Origin of the sequence: Bacteroides sp. A1C1, assembly GCF_004328515.1 — a bacterium.
GTDB lineage: Bacteria > Bacteroidota > Bacteroidia > Bacteroidales > Bacteroidaceae > Bacteroides > Bacteroides uniformis.
Genome location: NZ_CP036491.1, coordinates 1,906,475 through 1,924,518, shown reverse-complemented (window position 1 = coordinate 1,924,518; position 18,044 = coordinate 1,906,475). Strand labels below are relative to the sequence as shown.

Genomic DNA, 18,044 nt, shown 5'->3' with positions numbered 1-18,044 from the left:
ATAATGGTTTCTGCAAAACTACTAAAACTTTCGGATTATCAATGAGATAGAGATATTAAAAAAGAAAAAAGGCATCTCCCGGAGGAGATACCTTTTTCATATGTTTCTAACTTTATTGTCAGATTAGAGCTTCGGACCAGCAGCAACCAGAGCCTTACCAGCTTCGTTGCCAGTGAACTTAGCGAAGTTCTTGATGAAGCGGCCAGCCAGGTCTTTTGCTTTTTCTTCCCATTGGCAAGCGCATTCGTAAGTATCGCGAGGATCAAGAATCTTCGGATCTACATTAGGCAATTCAGTAGGAACCACGAAGTCGAAGAAAGGAATAACCTTCGTCGGAGCCTTGTCGATAGAACCGTCGAGGATAGCGTCGATGATACCACGAGTATCTTTGATAGAGATACGTTTGCCGCTACCGTTCCAACCAGTGTTAACCAAGTATGCCTTAGCACCAACCTTGTTCATCTTCTTAACCAATTCTTCTGCATATTTAGTAGGATGCAAGCTCAAGAAAGCAGCACCGAAGCAAGCAGAGAATGTCGGAGTCGGTTCAGTGATACCACGTTCTGTACCAGCCAACTTAGCAGTAAAGCCAGACAAGAAGTAGTACTGAGCTTGTTCAGGGTTCAGGATAGATACCGGAGGCAATACACCGAATGCGTCAGCAGACAAGAAAATTACCTGGTGAGCGTGAGGACCCTTAGAAACCGGTTTAACAATGTTATTGATGTGGTAGATAGGATAAGAAACACGAGTGTTTTCTGTTACGCTCTTGTCAGCGAAGTCAATCTTGCCGTCAGCAGCAACTGTAACGTTCTCCAACAGAGCGTCACGCTTGATGGCAGCGTAGATATCGGGTTCGCTTTCTTTATCCAAGTTGATAACCTTAGCGTAGCAACCACCTTCGTAGTTAAATACACCTTCGTCATCCCATCCGTGTTCGTCGTCACCGATCAACAGACGTTTCGGGTCAGTTGACAAGGTAGTCTTACCAGTACCGGACAGACCGAAGAAGATAGCAGAGTCAGTGCCTTCCATATTAGTGTTGGCAGAGCAGTGCATAGAAGCGATACCACGCAACGGGTTCTTGTAGTTCATGATAGAGAACATACCCTTCTTCATTTCACCGCCGTACCAAGTGTTCAAGATAACCTGTTCGTTGGTCTTCAAGTTGAATACAGTAGCTGTTTCAGAGTTCAGACCCAGTTCCTTGTAGTTGTCAACTTTTGCCTTAGAAGCGTTGAATGATACGAAATCGGGTTCTCCGTAGTTAGCCAGTTCTTCAGCAGTCGGGCGGATGAACATGTTAGTTACGAAGTGAGCCTGCCATGCCACTTCCATGATGAAACGTACTTTCATACGAGTAGCGGGGTTGGCACCACAGAAGGTATCAACAACAAACAGACGCTTGCCGCTCAGCTGCTTAACAGCTTTAGCTTTCAAGTCAGCCCAAGCTTCTTCAGAGCAAGGTTTGTTGTCGTTTTTGTATTCTTCAGAAGTCCACCATACAGAATCTTTGCTGGCTTCATTCATTACGAAGAATTTATCTTTAGGAGAACGACCGGTATAGATACCTGTCATTACATTTACAGCACCCAGTTCAGTTACCTGACCTTTTTCAAAACCTTCCAAACCTGGTTTGGTTTCTTCTGCGAACAGTACATCGTAAGACGGGTTGTGGATAATTTCCTTCACGTCTTGGATACCGTACTTGCTTAAATCTAAATTTGCCATTTCTTTTAATGATTTAAAATGTTGGTATTTGGTTTATAATCTCTTTCTTTAATCTCTTTTTACCTTTGATTTACAAGGGAAAACGGGTGTAGAAAAGCTCTTTTTTTCCTGCTTTTCAGCAGGTCCCTTGTTTTTCGCCTACAAAAGTAATACTTTCTTTTTAAAGAAAAGCTCTATTAGAGAAATTTTTCTCTAATAGGAAATCTTTTATAAAACCATAACAATATCTGCTAACTGAATGTTGCAAATTGAGTGAAATTCGTTTACTTTGCAGCAGATTTTAATGTGCTAATGTGCTGATATGCCAATGTGCTAATTGCCATGCGGCATTACGTACACCACATTTGCACATTAGCATATTTGCACATTAGCACATTTATAGTTATGAAGGTTATCAACTTTGCCGAGACAAATTCTGTCTTGAACCAATACGTGGCGGAAATTCGTGATGTAGCAGTCCAGGGCGACCGTATGCGTTTCCGCCGTAATATTGAACGCATTGGAGAGATAATGGCGTATGAAATGAGTAAGGAACTGACGTATTCTGTCAAGCAGGTACAGACTCCCTTGGGGGTGGCGTCGGTCAGCACACCCGATGACGAGGTGGTGATTGCCACTGTTTTCCGTGCCGGATTGCCTTTGCATACTGGATTCTTGAATATGTTCGACCATGCCGGGAACGCTTTTGTTTCCGCTTACCGTTATTATAAGGATAAGGAATGCCGTACGGTGGATGTACACATCGAATACATCGCTACTCCGGATTTGTCCAAGAAGACATTATTGATTGTAGACCCGATGCTTGCCACGGGAGAAAGTATGGAATTGGCCTGGAAGGCCTTCGTCACCAAGGGGATGCCGGCCAAGTTGCAGATAGCTTGTGTCATAGCCAGCCAGCAGGGCGTAGAGCATCTGGAAAAGCTGTTCCCTGGAGATGAAGTGACCTTGTGGTGTGCAGCAATCGACCCGGAGATGAACGAGCATTCCTATATCGTTCCCGGGCTGGGAGATGCCGGAGATTTGGCGTTCGGTGACAAGATATAAGGTTCATATATCTTTTCCATCAGCCTTTTCCCAAGTGCGGGCCTATAATGACCCGGTTCATAATAATTGTGGATGTCTTCCGTGTATTCGTTGATACCGGTGAAATCAAACACATTCCGTTTTCCGAAGAAGCGCTTTAGCGTCTTTACGTCGGCAGGGTTTATGTTGACCTGCAGGTAGTCGGGACTGATAATGATTTTCACATCGGTATCATGCTTCCGGCAAATCCACTTTATTTCCTGCAACAAGCTGATTTGCTTTTCCCTGAGCACTTGGGGGGCTTCCCGGTATTTCCCGTCTCTATAATTCTTCATTTTCTCTTTGGTGAATTCTCCTTTCCGGTTTTCCCAGTACTTATCTCCCTCTTCCTTTATCATTTTCTCTCTGGGATTCAGCACATCATTGGTTACCGGGTTTCGGGTGGAGCCATAGGGGTTTATAATCCCTTTCATGTAAGGGCGATAGGTATGGAACAGCTTGTAGTCCAGATAGGGGAAGAGAAAGTTCGGGTAGAAGAAGGCTTGGCAGAATTCCTTCTGAAACTTGAAGTTGCTTATTCCCGATATGGCGGGCGGCAGAATGTTGGAATGTCCGGTCAGGCAGCGGTCGTTGTGCAATGATTCCTTGTCGATAATCAGCAGCAGGTTCTTGATTGTTGCACCTGCCTTGTCCAGTGCCCTCAGCTTCAGGCAGACGGCGGCGAGGCTTTCGGCATTTCCGAATAGCCGTACGGCCCTTCCGCCGTGGAGGTATTTCTCCCATTCATGGCATTGATAAGCCATAGTGCAGGAGTTTCCCATGATATAGGAGTCGATGGGGATGGTATCCCGGTTGTTCAGATACATCTGCCACCCCACGTACCCTTCGTTTAGTACAACCGGGGTTTGGTCGTATCGTTCATAGTTCTTCAGGACCATGAAAGGGTCGTCCAGGAAATAGACTGCCAGTAGGGCTATAAAAGGGATAAAAAGGATAAAGAGCTTTTTCATGAAACGTATGGCTGCGTTCCGTTCGCTGTTTTTCTTCATCATGTGTCTTTATTGTCAAAATTGTAAATATATGAAGCTGTCCGAGTTGAACTGTCCCAGTGTGAAAAGTATTATGGCGAGCAGATAATAGATACTCCATCTTACGGCTGTCGGCTGTCGTCCGAGGGCTTCCAGCAAATCATGCTTGGACATGAAATATTCGTAAACCAATATCAGTACGAGTGCGCTTCCTGCCACAATGCTGTTGTGGTCCGGCATTCCGATGTTCATTTCCTTCCAACTGTAATGTACGCCGAAGGAGAGGTGGCTGATGTAGTGGAACGCTTCGGCCATGGAACTTGCCCGGAAGAATATCAGAGATACAGCAAAAAGTAGGTAGGTCCTTACGACGGATAATGTGGCATATAAGCGGCTTCCCAATTGGGCTTTCAGTCTGCGGTGAAATGCTGTGGTCTTCATCTCGTAGAAAATGATGACACCTTGAATTAGTCCGTAGACAGCGAAGTTCCATCCGGCACCATGCCAGATACCCAGTCCCGTAAAGGTCAGCGCCAGACTTAGAAATACGCCCCATTGTCCCCATCCACGCAGGCTCGAGGACAACGGGAGGTACAGATAGTCGCGTACCCAGAATGAAAGCGACATGTGCCATCGGCGCCAGAAGTCGGCAGTGGTCTGTGCAATGAACGGCCGGTTGAAGTTTGGGCTGAGCTTGAATCCCAGCATGCGCGCTCCTCCCAATGCGATGTCGGTATATCCGGAGAAGTCGGCATACAGCTCTATCGGATATAGGAGGCATGCCATCAGCAATTGCACGCCCGAGGCTGTGTATACCGACCCGAAGACACCGTCTATGTATGGGGCGATGGAGTCAGCCAGTATCAGTTTCTTTATTAGTCCCACGACAATCAATCTCATTCCGTAGACCATGGATGTATAGTCCGTAGCTTTGCAGGACTTCAGTTGGGGGAGCATGTCACTTGCTCTTTCTATGGGACCGGAAAGGAACTTCATGAAGAAGAGCATGTATATCATGAAGTCGGGCAGGCTCTTTTCCGGTTCTTCTTGCCAGTAGATTTCTGTCAGGTACGAAATGGCCTGGAAAGTATAGAAAGAGATTCCCAGTGGAAAGAGAATGTGGCAGTCTGTAAGCCGGTCGGCATACCGGAATGCCAACCAGCTTACAACCAGAAAACACACACCTGAAAAATAAATTCCCTTCATGCCGCTTTCCCGCTTGGCCTGTCCTATCCATTTGCCAAGGTAGAAGGTGGTAAGCGTGAGGATGAGGGCCGTTATCAGAAAAGCGAGGTGGTAGAAGCCTATGAAGAGGCAGCTGGCTGTCAGTAAGGTCGCTTTTCTGAATCGTGAAGGAAGCGTATGGTATAGAATGAAAGTACACGCAAACAGTACGACGAAGTTCAGGGATATGAATGACATTTCTTAGTTGGTTTTGGTTAAAATGGCATGGCAGATGTCTCCCACGTTTTTGAGTTTTACAATATCTCTGAAGGTGAAGCGTACATTGAATTTCTTCTCTATCTTGTTTATCAGTTGCATGTTGGTCAGTGAATCCCATCCTTCTACATCCTGGGCGGTGGTTTCATTGTCAAGTACGATGTTCTCTCTTTTCAGTACCTCCCGAAAGATGAGGCTCATTTCATTCAAAATAGTCTGTGTATCCATTGTCAAGTTTAAATTAGTTCTTGTATTTTCTTTCTGTCTGTTTTGCTACTGGTGTTCAGCGGAAACTGTTCCAGACAATGCATATGCTTGGGAATCATGTAGTAGGGAAGCCTGCTACACAGATATTCCTCTATCTGCTGTTTGTCGAGCTGTTTCTTCTCTACGACGAGATGCAGTTCGCACTGGTTGTCGTTGTCGTATTTGGGAATGACGACTATACGGCATTCACCGTTGAAAAAGTTTTTTGCCACATGTTCAATCTCGCTCAGCTCAATGCGAAACCCTTGTATCTTTATCTGTGAGTCTTTTCGTCCGTAATAAATGATGTCGCCGTCGGCGTCCATTTGGCAGAGGTCTCCTGTTTTGTAGTATACTTTTCCATTGGCGGTCTCTACGAGGCATTCTCCGTTTTTTTCGGGAGCATTCCAGTAGCCGCCCATCACTTGATTGCCGCTAATCCATAGTTCACCGGTTTCTCCGGTAGGCAGCGGGCGGCCGTCTGCATCCATAATCAGGGCATCGATGCCTTCGAAAGGCTTTCCGATGGCGACCATGCCGTTGTGATGCTTGCAGGAGGTGACGGGTATCCGATAGGCAGTGCAGTAGATGGTTCCCTCTGTCGGTCCGTATAGGTTTATGAAAGAGGCATTGGGGACGCATTTTCTGAAAGCACCCAACAGCTCCGCGTCAGATGCCTCGGCAGTAACCACCAGATATCTCAGTGCGGGAAGGTGTATCTCCGGAAAATAGGGACGTAGCAGCTGGAGCAGTGAAGGGGCTACGGCAGCGAAGGTCAGGTCGTATTTTTCCAGAGTTTCAATTACGTTGATGTATTTCACGCCTTCCGGAGAAACGGTGTATATGCAAGCACCCAGCGTCAGCGGATACAGAAAGGATACGATGGAAACGTCGAAAGTGAGTTCGAACATCTGCAGCATCCGGTCGTTCCCGTCCAGTTGCCAGCCGAGGCGGTGATAGGCGGTATAGAAAGCATTCAGGTTGCGGCGGGAGATGGGCACTCCTTTGGGTTCGCCCGTGCTTCCGGAAGTGAAGATAATGTAGGCATTTTCCTCTTCTGCCGTATGGAGGATGTCTTCTGCGGCATGGAACGTGGTGGAGTTCTCTGCCTGCTCTATTTCGGAGGTGCATATCAGTTCCAGATTCCGGGTGTCGAGGTTCAAGACATGGATATTCTCGGTATGCAGCACGAGGCGGATGCCTGCTAAGCCGGCAATTCTGTCATTCCTATGTTTGGGGTAGGAAGGATGGAGGATGACGTATGCCTTTCCGCAAATCAGTGCAGATAGTATGGATGCGTATGTTTCCAGTCTGTTTTCTGCGACGATGCCGATAATTTTGTCTTCTCTGTCCTTGAATAGGGAGGATATTTTCTGTACGCAAGTTGCCAGCTCTCCATAAGTGCAGGCAGTGTCTTCGATGACGAATGCCGGCCGGTCGGCATATTTGCCGAAGGCTTTCACGATGTCGCCAATCAAGTCATTTGAATGTTTTTTCATTTACTCCGTTATGTTATAGTTCAGTTTTTGCGGAAGCGATGTTTATCCGTCGTTCATTAAAGACAGTGGTTTCCTGCAATCTCCCTATCGGGCAATCCTTAAGATTTCTAAAAAGGAAGGATATAGTTCGGAATAAAAGAAACTGAGAGGCAAATACATACTCACCACGGAATTACACGGATTAACATAACTAAAAGTTCTTTATTATCAGAACTCCAAAGATAATCTGTGTTAATCCGTGTAATTCCGTGGTGAGTTATAGTACACTCTCCGGGCAGAATGGGTTTGCAAACAAAGTCCTTATTTTGCCCAGAACAGTTTGTGGTAGTAAGTGTCTTCGGCTGACACCTCTTTATAGTAGGGATTGTAGTTGACTTCCGTATTCGGGTATCTCCAGCGGTTCGGCACATTTGTGATGGTACCGGCCACTTCGGGGAAGACCAGGCCGGACGGATAACCGGTACGTCGGATGTCACTCCATGCCTCGCGACTGGCCAGGAAACCGAAATGCAGCCACTTTTGGGTAATGATAGCATCCAGCTTGTCTGCATATTCCGTGCTGTTCCATTTGGCAGCAGCGAAAGAGGCTGTTTCTTCGGCAGTGGGGGCATCATACCGGCGTGCGTTTTCACCCGTACTTACCGAATCGTAATAGTAGTAAAGCGTGATGGACTGGCCGACAGCCTTTTTGAACTCTTCTTCCGCTTTCGCTTCATTCTTTGCCACTCCATACCCCATTTCATAGGCTTCCGCTTTCAGGAAATGGATTTCGGGTGAGGCCATTATCAGCATGTCGAATTTATCGTTTTCCCAAAAGAAACCTTTCTGCGTGATTTGTGAGAAACCGGTGTTGCTGGTATTGACTTCGTCTTGTGCCTGCGAGTTGTAATATTCCGTCAGCTCATCCGCCACGGTGAGGTCTGTGCCCAGATAACGGTGCTCGTCCAATTGACCGGTGTTTTGGTTGGTAATCTTCACGGGATTGAAGTTGAGCAGGATGCGCGGGTCGTCTTCTCCTTTCACATAAACGCCGCTCAGTGGGTCATTGCTGGTCATATCATAGTTGCCATGGCCCAGCATGCGGTCGATGATGGCGCCCGAAGCGAGTCGGTTGGTTACCCAGTCACCCAGTCCGTGGCCTGCGGTGAAGTTCAGTTGCCCAGACTTCTGGTTGACAATGAGAATGTTGTTTTCTTGTTCCTCTATCAACGGATAGGCCGACGGATTTTCCAGGATTTCCTTGATGGCGGTACGGCCTTCCGCCTGCAAGTCTCCCTGCGCGGCTACGCGCAGGGCAAGGCGTAGGCGCAAGGAGTTTGCATAACGTTCCCATTTGTCCATGTCCCCGTTGTTGATAAAGTCTTGTGTATTGAAGTTCCTCGGTGTGGGGATGGAGCGGAACCGCGGAGCAATTTCTTTGAGCTCGTCAAGAATGGTTTTATATATATTCTCGGCCTTGTCATAGTGAGCATACGATTTACCTACATCGTTGGTAAGCGGCAGCGTGCAAGCTTCCGAGAAAGGCATATCCCCGAAAACGTCCACTGTGGCGGCAAAGAAATCGTACAACTGTACTTTGGCGGCAAGATAGAATGCCTCGTCCTGGGCTTGTTCTGCCGCGCTTTCTTCCTCGTAGAGAGATTCCAGCTTACGGAACTGGGCCAGTGCCGAATACACATTGTCCCACTGTCCGTCAATAGCGGGTATATAGCCGGGGGTATACATATCCGTAGTGTTGGAGTAGCCGAAGGTTTGTGCATACTTGCCCGTAAACTGTGAATCGAATCCGAAGAACCGGTTGTATTCGTAAACATCATAGTCCTTTACTTTTTGGAAGACTCCTACCATCAGATTACTGATGGTGACTTGGGTTACTTTGGAGGGGTCTTCGTATTTGCTGTCGAAGTCATAATCCGTACAGCCTGATGTTGTCAAGAGGAATGCTCCCAATGAAACAAGAGATAATATCTTTGTCTTTTTCATACTCTTTGTTGTTTTTTGGATGGTTGTTTTGTCAGAAACTTGCACGAAGTGAAACACCGAAACTGCGGGTAGCTGTGGTAGAACTTCCCACGGTAGCCTGGTTGGCCCAGGATGTTCCGACGGACGACTCCGCATCGTAGTTTTTCAGTGCTTTGTAGAAGTAGAAGAGATTACGTCCGAAGACCGACACACTCAGCCGGCCCAGTCCCAGTTTGGAGATCATCTTTTCGGGAAATTGGTAGCCGATGGTCAATTCACGCAGTTTGACATAAGAATTGTCGAATACCGAATGGCGGTATGTCAGCTGTTCGGCCTCCGTTCCCCAATTATAGGTGGTGTTGTAGTAATAGCCTGCCGGAATGATACGTGTGTTTCTTTCGCCAGTGGAGGCCACTACACCCGGAAGAATGATGCCGTCGTGGTAGATTATCTCTCCGTTGGGGCCGGCACCCGTGGAAGGGTCTACTTGTACCGGAATTCCGCTGGAATTGTTGTCGCCCGGATAGTAATAGGATAGTCCGCCGTGTTCCGTATCACGGTACTTTAGGGATTCGGGTGTCAGACCCACTGCGGTGGCATATTGGTTCATTTCGTTGATGACATCTCCTCCGATGCGGAAGTCGATACTGAAATCGAGGAATACATTCTTGTAGGAGAAAGAGTTGAATAGACCTCCTACGCCTGCTGGATTGATGTTGCCGACTTTCTGCAATTCGGTTTGGTTGAGGTAAAGACCTTTATCGGAAACGAGGTACTCACCGTTTTCGTTCACCTGGGGAACCTGCGCATAGATGTCACCCATTGGCTGGCCTTCCACAGCTTGTATTTTTATTCCACTGCCTCCGGAGTTGAGTATTTCCAGATAGGGCACTCCATCGGCCAGTTTCACCACTTTGTTCTTATATACACCATAGTTGGCTGTCAGGTCCCAGCGGAAATCTCTGGTCAGTATGGGAGTGGCACTGATTGATATATCCCAGCCGTGGTTGGCTACCTCGCCCACATTCATCAACACATTCTTTACGCCTGATGTGGAAGGTTGCGGCGTGGAGAGTATCTGGTCCTTTACACGGTTGTTGTAGTAGGATATATCTATACCCAACCGGTTGTTTAAAAACTTGCTTTCCAGACCTATCTCGTATTCGTACTTCTTTTCCGGACGGATATCTGCATTCCCCCATGAAGAGGGAATGGTGTTCCAGGTGAATCCGTTGTCTGAACCTTGCTCGTAGACGATATTGGCGGTATAGGTTTCAGGAGCATTTCCTACGATACCGTATGAGAGGCGCAGTTTTCCATAGTTCCACCATGACGGCATGTGGAAGGCTTGGGTGAAGAGGAAACTCAGATTAGCGGAAGGATAGAAAAAGCTCTGGTCTTTTAGGGTAGACGAGCGTTCCTGGCGTCCGGTCAGTTCAAGGAATAGATAGTTGTCCCATCCCAGGCTCAGTGTACCCATATAGCCGGTTTTCAGTAGTTCCATACGTTGCAGGGTACTGCTTGGCGTGTAGCGGCTGGCATTGAGGTCGAACCAGTTTTCCGTGACAAGCCCGCCATTGGTGGAGACCCTCATATTGTTCATATTTTCGTAGCGTCCGGTCCAGCCTACGGTGGCGGCAATGTCGAAGCGGTTGATATTATAGTTGAAGTTCAACATAACATCTCCATAGACAATGTCGTAACGGCGGTTGATGGACTGGAAGCTACCGTTGGGGTCGTATAGGGAATTGGGTTGTTCGCTTTCATATTTCAGTGTTTGCTTCACATCTGTGATATCAGTTGAAACCTGGGCGCGCAGACTCAGCCAGTTGGTTATCTGCCAGGTGGGGCGAATTATACCGATGAGCCGATTCTCTGTCTCGTCGCTATGGTGATGGTACATATTCCACAGCATGTTGTTCACTCCGGTGGCGTAACTGGGGTCGTAGGCCCATGATTCCTCAGGAGTCAGCGTGGCGTTTCCTCCGACAAAGGTATTACGGTATCCCAGACTGGTGACGTAGCTTTGTTTCAGATAGGGAATGTCCAGGAAGGTGGAGAACATGTTGCCGAAACCGCTGTATAGGTTGAGCGAGGTTTGCGGACGGTCTTCTACATTCTGTACGATGTAGTTAAGGGAGTATTCCAGTTTCAGCGGTTTCGCCAGTTGATACGAACCGGTCAGCTTGAAGTTGTGTTTGGTGAAGCTTCCGGTCAAGGCATTGGGAATCTCGTCCATGAATGTGTAGGAGAAGCGGTTGCTGGTGGTTTCCGTCCCTTGTGAGATGGCGAGATTGTAAGTCTGGGTCCAGCCGGTGCGAAACAACTCTTTCCACGGGTTGTCGGTCAGTGCCTGGTAGGGGCGCATCTTCCCGTCCCAGTAAAGTACCTCGCTACCGTCGTATTTCGGGCCGAAGGACAAGGTGGTGGAACGGAGGCTTTTGTAGCTTTGTCCGTTTAGGGTTCTCTGATAGAAGCCTCCCGTCTGTTTCTCATAATCGCTGTATGCGGTGTTGTAGGTTCCCGGCCCGTATACGGTCTGTACTTTTGGCAGATAAGCCGGTAAGTTTGCCATGACTTGGGCATTGAAGTCCACCGTCAGCTTGCCACTTTTGGCGCGTTTGCTGGTGATGACTACCGCACCGTTTGCAGCCTCCGAGCCGTAGAGAGCTGTGGCGGAAGCTCCTTTCAGAATACTGAGGCTCTCGATGTCCTCTGGGTTGATGTCTACCAGACCATTGGAACGGATTTGTCCGTCGTTGCCAAATTCAGCGAAGTCCGTGCTTTTGCCCGTGCCGCCGTTGCGGATGGGTACCCCGTCCAGAATGATGAGTGGCTGGTTATTTCCAGTGATAGAGGTCAGGCCGCGTACGTTGATGGAGACAGCTCCGGCAGAACCGCCCTGTGTTTGTGTAATGCGGACTCCCGGTGCTTTACCGTACATGGCAGAGGCAAAATTGGGTGCTCCTGCCTTTACCAATTCGTCTGCACTGATGGTACTGATGGCATAACCGACACGTTTCGTATCTTTTTTGATACCCATTGCCGTTACTACGACTTCTTTCAGTTGCTGGGTATCTTCGCTGAGTGTAATCTTCAGGTCGCCTTGCTTTTTTCGTTTTGCCAGGTTTATCTCCCGGGTGGCATAGCCCATGTAAGCGATAGAGAGTGTTGCATCTGCAGGAACGGTCAGTGTGAAGTTGCCGTCCACATCGGTAATGACGCCGTTGTTGGTACCTTTCTGTATGACGCTGGCACCGATAAGCAGTTCTCCTGTTACATCTCTCACAATGCCTTTAATGGTTCGGTTTTCTTGTGCGAAGGCTGTTCCGGTGAAAAGAAATGCTAATAACCAACTTGCAATAATCAAACTTTTTTGGAAGTGCGACACTGAATGTGGAATGTCACACCGTTTTCTCATCCTGATTTTCATACTACTGAAAAATAATTGATTTATCTTATTATAAATATTACGTCCTTTCGGCGGATATTTTAGCAAGAGATATGCCAAACGAAAGGCAAGCTATCCTTTCAAGGATGAATAATGTTGATAATCAATCGTTTATTTTTAATTGGGAAAAGGGAAGTTCGGGTGTTTGTGGTGTGGAGATGTGGAAAAAATCCACAGTAGGTATTCCACAATTTCCTTCTCTTCCCTTGAAGTCTTGTTGTCGGCCCTTATTGGTAGCCTTGTTCGTCGGAGGTATGTTCTATCGCTGTAATAAAATCTGGTGCAGTTGCAGTGGTTGCATTTTCTTTTCAGGGTGGGAGTGCTTTTGACCTTTATCTGGGAAGGATTACTCGAACGAAGGAACCATCAGCCTGCGGTTTGTGAGAGAAAGGATAGGTAGGTACTCTTACTTTTGGGAAATTAATATCATGTTTGCACCTTATTTGTTTCGTGCAAACATAATATTAATAAGAAATGATACAAGCTATTAATATTGCAACTCAAAAGTGTGGAAGCAAAATGCGCTTCCATACTTTTGAGTTGCTTCCACAGCATCTGAAATGCCGTTGGATAAGAAATTTCGGCAGATGAGTGGAAGTGTGGAAGCAACTTATGCAAAAATCTTAGTGGTTTATTTTACTTCCCACGTATCGTTCGTCATCAATAACTCCTCGAAGTTGTGATACTTCTTCTTGGCAGACACCTCTTCGATTTGTTCATGAACGGCATCGTCGTAAGTAGGAGCTTCCACATCGCGGATAACACCGAGTGCAATCGGGAAGTCGGGACCTTCCATTAGGGCAAGCTTTAGTTGCAGGGTGTTGTCCATGCAGTGGGCATCGTGGATGAGGATATCCTTCTCTGTAATGCCGTTCTCACCGAGTTTCACGACTTTCAGACCAAAGCCTTCCTGCATCAGGCCGTATTCGTTGTTCTCGCCGAAGAACATCGGTTCGCCATGTTTCAGGTAGATGGCATTCTTGGAGCGGTCTTCCTTTTTGGCTACGGAGTCATGCGTACCGTTATTGAAGATAACGCAGTTTTGCAGAATCTCGCAAACGGAAGCCCCTTTGTGAGCCATGGCTGCCTTCAATATTTCCACTGTCCCCGGAGCATCGGTAGCTACCGCGCGGGCAAAGAAACGGCCACGGGCACCGAAACAAAGCTCTGCCGGGTGGAATGGATCTTCTACCGTACCGTAGGGAGACGACTTGCTGACGAAACCACGCGGAGAGGTCGGGGAATATTGACCTTTGGTCAGACCGTAGATGCGGTTGTTCAGCAGAATCATGTTCAGGTCGATATTACGGCGTACGGCGTGGATGAAGTGATTACCGCCGATGGCCAGACCGTCACCGTCGCCGGAGATTTGCCATACCGTCAGGTTGGGATTGGCAACCTTGGCACCTGTAGAGATGGCAGCAGCACGTCCGTGGATGGTCTGCATCGCATACGTATTCATATAATAGGGCAGACGGCTGGAGCAGCCGATACCTGAGATGACGGCATTCTCCCAAGGAGCTTTGCCGATTTCTGCCATTGCTTTGTGCAGTGAGGCCAGAAAGAAGTGGTCACCACAACCCGGACACCAACGAGGTTGTCCTTTTTTATAGTCTTTTGCTGTATATTCGCACATAATCTTTTTAAATTGATAGTTGATAATTGATAGTTGATAATTGGTGGTTGGTCATTGATAATCCGCATATTACGCATGGTTATTATCAATAGTTAACAGTCAATTGTCAATTAATTTATTGAACGCTGCCACCAGCTCGGCAACGACGAACGGCTGTCCTTTGACTTCGTTGAACTGGTACGGGGTGAAGTTGTCTATCTTCATACGTAGATAACCGGCAAATTGTCCGAGGTTTTGTTCGGCAACTACCACCTTCTTGTACTTCTTCAGAACAGCCTCCGTGTTCTTGGGGAGTGGGTTTAGATAAGTGAAGTGGGCGAGGGCAACCTTCTTGCCTGCCTTCTTCATCTCTTCCATGGCCGAATACAAGTGGCCGTATGTACCGCCGAAACCGACAATCAGCAAATCGGCATCGTCTGCACAGCCTTGCACTTCTACATCAGGTACGGGGATTTTGGCCACCTTCTCGGCACGTAGGTGGCACATCAAGTTATGGTTTTCGGGATCGGTGGAGATGGCACCGGTATTGCTGTCTTTCTCCAGACCTCCGAGGATGTGCATATAGCCTTCTTGTCCAGGGATGGCCCAGTAGCGGACACCCGTTTCAGGATTGCGTTTGTACGGAGTATAGTTGTCCTTCATTTCGGGAGTCACATAGGGAGGAGTGATGGCGGGATAGTCTGCCAGTTTGGGCAGCTTCCAGGCGCCGGAACCATTGGCAACAAAGCCGTCGGTCAGCAATACGACCGGAGTCATGTGTTCCAATGCAATCTTGCTTGCCATGTAGGCTGCATCGAAACAGTTTGTGGGTGAAGAGGCAGCGATGACGGGCATTGGGCTTTCACCGTTGCGGCCGAACAGTGCTTGTAACAAGTCTGTCTGCTCTGACTTGGTGGGCAGACCGGTAGAAGGGCCGCCACGTTGCACGTCGAGCACAACCAGCGGAAGTTCTGTAATGACTGCCAGGTTCATGGCTTCCGATTTCAGACAGACACCGGGACCTGAAGTGGAGGTCACAGCCAGCGCGCCTGCAAAAGCGGCGCCGATAGAAGTGGCGCAACCGGAAATTTCGTCTTCACACTGCACGGTCATCACGCCCAGAGACTTGTGCTTAGAGAGTTCGTGCAGTACATCGGTTGCCGGAGTAATGGGATAGGAGCCGAGGAACAGCTTCAGGCCAGCCTTTTCAGCTGCGGCGATGAAGCCGTAAGCAGTAGCTTTGTTACCCGTGATATCCATGTATCTGCCGGGAACGGTGGTTTTACTTTCAATCTTATATGTGTGGGCTACGGAAGCATGGGTGTTGTGTCCGTAATCATATCCTGCATGTATAACCTTGATGTTTGCCTCGGCAATTTCGGGCTTTTTGGCGAATTTCTCGCGGATGAAATCTTCGGCTATCTTTAGGTCGCGGTTGAACAGCCAACATACCAGACCTACTGCAAACATGTTGCGGCATTTCAGCATGGATTTGTTGTCCATTCCGGTGTCGGCAAGGCAGTCTTTCACCATCTTTGAGATGGGGGCGGCGATGACATCCTGCTTAATACCCATTTCCTCTATCGGATTATCGGTCTTGAAAGCCGCCTTTTCCAGGTCTGATTTCTGAAAAGCGTCTGTATCGATAATGATACAAGCAGTGGATTTAGCAAACTTATATTGGGTTTTCAGTGCGGCGGCGTTCATCGCTACCAATACGTCGCATTTGTCACCCGGGGTATAGACTTTCTCAGCACCGATATGTACTTGGAAACCGGAAACACCGGTAAGTGAACCTTGCGGGGCGCGGATATCTGCCGGATAGTCGGGGAATGTACTGATATCATTGCCCACGGTAGCCGAAACTGTTGAAAAGATGTTGCCGGCGAGCTGCATACCATCGCCGGAGTCTCCGGAGAAGCGGACTACCACTTGCTCCAGTTCTTTGACCATCATGTCGTTTGCCATAACTTACGAATTACTATAGATTAATTTTTGGGGGTTACTGTATTCTATCACTGACCGACAAATTTCGTAAAGTTAATCGGATTAACAAAACTTTTTTCGGAAAATCGACAGAATACATTATCTTTGCATTCGCAATCTACTGCAATATGCAGAATCTATGCAAAAGGTCTTGTAGTTCAACGGATAGAATAGAAGTTTCCTAAACTTTAGATCCGGGTTCGATTCCCGGCGAGACTACAAAAAGAGGTTGTGTCAAAATGCTGACACAGCCTTTTTTTATGCGCAAAGCCCAGACTTTCTCAAGCCCGGGCTTTGTTATTACCCAAAGTTTTCGTATCTTTAGGCATAAAGTTTTTCGTTATGGCAAAGTTACATTTTCGTCCTTACATTCCCAACCAAACCGTTCTTTTTCCACAAAGAATTGATGAAAACATAGCTGCGAACGACCCGGTCCGCATCGTGAATGCTGTTATTGACAACCTCAATCTTGAGAGTTTCAAGAAGCTTTATAAGGAAACGGGCCGTTGTCCTTATCATCCTAAAATGATGCTTAAGGTGATAATCTACGCCTACATGAATAATATCTATTCTTGCCGTAAAATAGAGAAGCACCTCCTTCGTGACATTCATTATATTTGGCTTGCCGGTAATGAGCATCCGGATTTTATCACGATCAACCGTTTTCGTAACCGTGTAAAGGAGGAAATAAATAATGTATTTACCCAGTTGATTTTTGTCCTTGCCGATAAAGGTTTCATCAGCCTTGATGTGGAGTATATTGACGGCACCAAGATTGAATCCAAAGCCAACAAATATACTTTTGTCTGGCGCAAGACAGTCGAACGGAACCGTACGAGACTAATGGATAAAATCCGTATTCTCTTGGAGCAGGTGGATGAAACCATTGCACAGGAGAACTCTATAAAAGACACATCCGTGGAGTTTACTTCCTGCAGGCTCTCTGACATAGTGGATGAACTTAAAGAAGCCCTGGAACGCCAGCCTGCAACAAAGGATAAGGAAGAAAAGAAAGCCCTGCGCAAAAAGAAGAAGCAGGTCAGGGAACTTGAAGGGTATCGTGACAAGCTGATAGAATATGACAATCACCTTGATACCCTTGGAGAACGTAACTCCTATTCCAAGACCGATCCTGGTGCCACATTCATGCGCATGAAAGAAGATGCCATGAAGAACGGGCAGACCAAACCCGGATATAATCTGCAAATAGGTACTGAAAACCAATTTATCACAGACTTCCGTCTGTTTCCCAACCCTACCGATACACTGACCCTCATACCTTTTTTCCACTCTTTCCAGTACCGCTATAACCGTTTACCGAATATCTGCGTGGCAGACTCCGGTTACGGTTCGGAAGAAAATTACCGGTTCATGCAGGAGAATGGGATAGAAACCTTCATCAAGTACAATTACTTCCATAAAGAACAGCGTCCCCGTTATACTCCCAACCCGTTCCATGCCGAAAGTCTCCATTACAATGCCCAAGAGGATTATTACGTTTGTCCTATGGGACAGCACATGAACCGTATAGGAACCAAACGTGACAAGACAGCGAGCGGATACATCACCGAAAGTGCCCGGTATAAAGCAAAAAGATGCGAAGGTTGCCCTTTGCGTGGCAGTTGTTTTAAAGCTCGGGGGAACCGTATTATAGAAGTCAACCACCGATTAAATCAATACAAACGGCAGGCACGGGAAAGGTTGCTCTCAGAAGAAGGTATCAAGCATAGAGGCAGGAGGTGTATAGAACCAGAAGCTGTGTTTGGACAAATGAAATACAACATGGCATACAGAAGATTCCGGCATGTGGGAGAAGACAAGGTTACAATGGACTTTGCTTTCTTTGCTATAGCCTTTAATATCAAAAAAATGTGTGCTAAACAGATAAAAGAAGGAAAGGGGCTCATTACAGTTGCCAAATATTTGTTTATGGGACTATTTATAACCCGATATAATTGGAATATAGCAACTTGCTGCCAAATGCATGAGGAAAAAGTAGCATAGCCAAAAGAAAATATAGCAGAACTTAAAATATAAAAGAGGTTGTGCCAACGTTTTGACAC

11 protein-coding genes and 1 tRNA gene are annotated in these 18,044 nt (G+C 47.2%); 3 read left to right on the top strand and 9 right to left on the bottom strand.

Going from position 1 to position 18,044, the window contains the following annotated elements; translation table 11 throughout:
• Positions 1–123 precede the first annotated feature (123 nt).
• Complete coding sequence (pckA, locus tag EYA81_RS07885) at positions 124–1,731, bottom strand: phosphoenolpyruvate carboxykinase (ATP) (protein WP_008662559.1); 1,608 nt, start codon at positions 1,729–1,731, stop codon at positions 124–126.
• 384 nt (positions 1,732–2,115) lie between these two features.
• Between pckA and upp the strand changes: the two genes are divergently transcribed.
• Positions 2,116–2,775, top strand: coding sequence for a uracil phosphoribosyltransferase (gene upp / locus EYA81_RS07880; RefSeq protein ID WP_005830723.1), 660 nt, complete (start codon positions 2,116–2,118; stop codon positions 2,773–2,775).
• Here upp and EYA81_RS07875 read toward each other — a convergent pair.
• From EYA81_RS07875 to EYA81_RS07835, 8 genes are all read right to left on the bottom strand, one after another.
• Positions 2,718–3,806 (bottom strand): histidine kinase, encoded by a 1,089-nt coding sequence (locus EYA81_RS07875; RefSeq protein ID WP_117600083.1) that lies wholly within the window; start codon positions 3,804–3,806, stop codon positions 2,718–2,720. The two genes, upp and EYA81_RS07875, sit on opposite strands and share 58 nt — an antisense overlap.
• A gap of 12 nt (positions 3,807–3,818) precedes the next feature.
• Entirely contained in the window at positions 3,819–5,204 is a 1,386-nt protein-coding gene (locus EYA81_RS07870) for an MBOAT family protein (RefSeq protein ID WP_131225599.1), read from the bottom strand.
• 3 nt (positions 5,205–5,207) lie between these two features.
• On the bottom strand, positions 5,208–5,450 hold the full coding sequence (locus EYA81_RS07865; protein WP_005830717.1) for an acyl carrier protein: 243 nt from the start codon (positions 5,448–5,450) through the stop codon (positions 5,208–5,210).
• Between the two features lie 8 nt (positions 5,451–5,458).
• Positions 5,459–6,967: an amino acid adenylation domain-containing protein gene (locus EYA81_RS07860; protein WP_117964643.1), complete on the bottom strand. Its 1,509-nt coding sequence runs from the start codon at positions 6,965–6,967 to the stop codon at positions 5,459–5,461.
• Between the two features lie 300 nt (positions 6,968–7,267).
• Positions 7,268–8,950, bottom strand: coding sequence for a SusD/RagB family nutrient-binding outer membrane lipoprotein (locus EYA81_RS07855; protein ID WP_117964645.1), 1,683 nt, complete (start codon positions 8,948–8,950; stop codon positions 7,268–7,270).
• Between the two features lie 31 nt (positions 8,951–8,981).
• Positions 8,982–12,362, bottom strand: a complete 3,381-nt coding sequence (locus EYA81_RS07850; RefSeq protein ID WP_370293396.1) for a SusC/RagA family TonB-linked outer membrane protein — start codon at positions 12,360–12,362, stop codon at positions 8,982–8,984.
• A 649-nt stretch (positions 12,363–13,011) separates the two neighbouring features.
• A complete protein-coding gene (locus EYA81_RS07840) occupies positions 13,012–14,016 on the bottom strand; it encodes a 2-oxoacid:ferredoxin oxidoreductase subunit beta (RefSeq protein WP_131225597.1) in 1,005 nt (334 codons plus the stop codon).
• 99 nt (positions 14,017–14,115) lie between these two features.
• Entirely contained in the window at positions 14,116–15,963 is a 1,848-nt protein-coding gene (locus tag EYA81_RS07835; RefSeq protein ID WP_131225596.1) for a 2-oxoacid:acceptor oxidoreductase subunit alpha, read from the bottom strand.
• A gap of 165 nt (positions 15,964–16,128) precedes the next feature.
• Between EYA81_RS07835 and EYA81_RS07825 the strand changes: the two genes are divergently transcribed.
• Positions 16,129–16,200 (top strand) — tRNA-Arg (locus EYA81_RS07825).
• Between the two features lie 123 nt (positions 16,201–16,323).
• A complete protein-coding gene (locus EYA81_RS07820) occupies positions 16,324–17,985 on the top strand; it encodes an IS1182 family transposase (RefSeq protein ID WP_131225595.1) in 1,662 nt (553 codons plus the stop codon).
• Positions 17,986–18,044 lie beyond the last annotated feature (59 nt).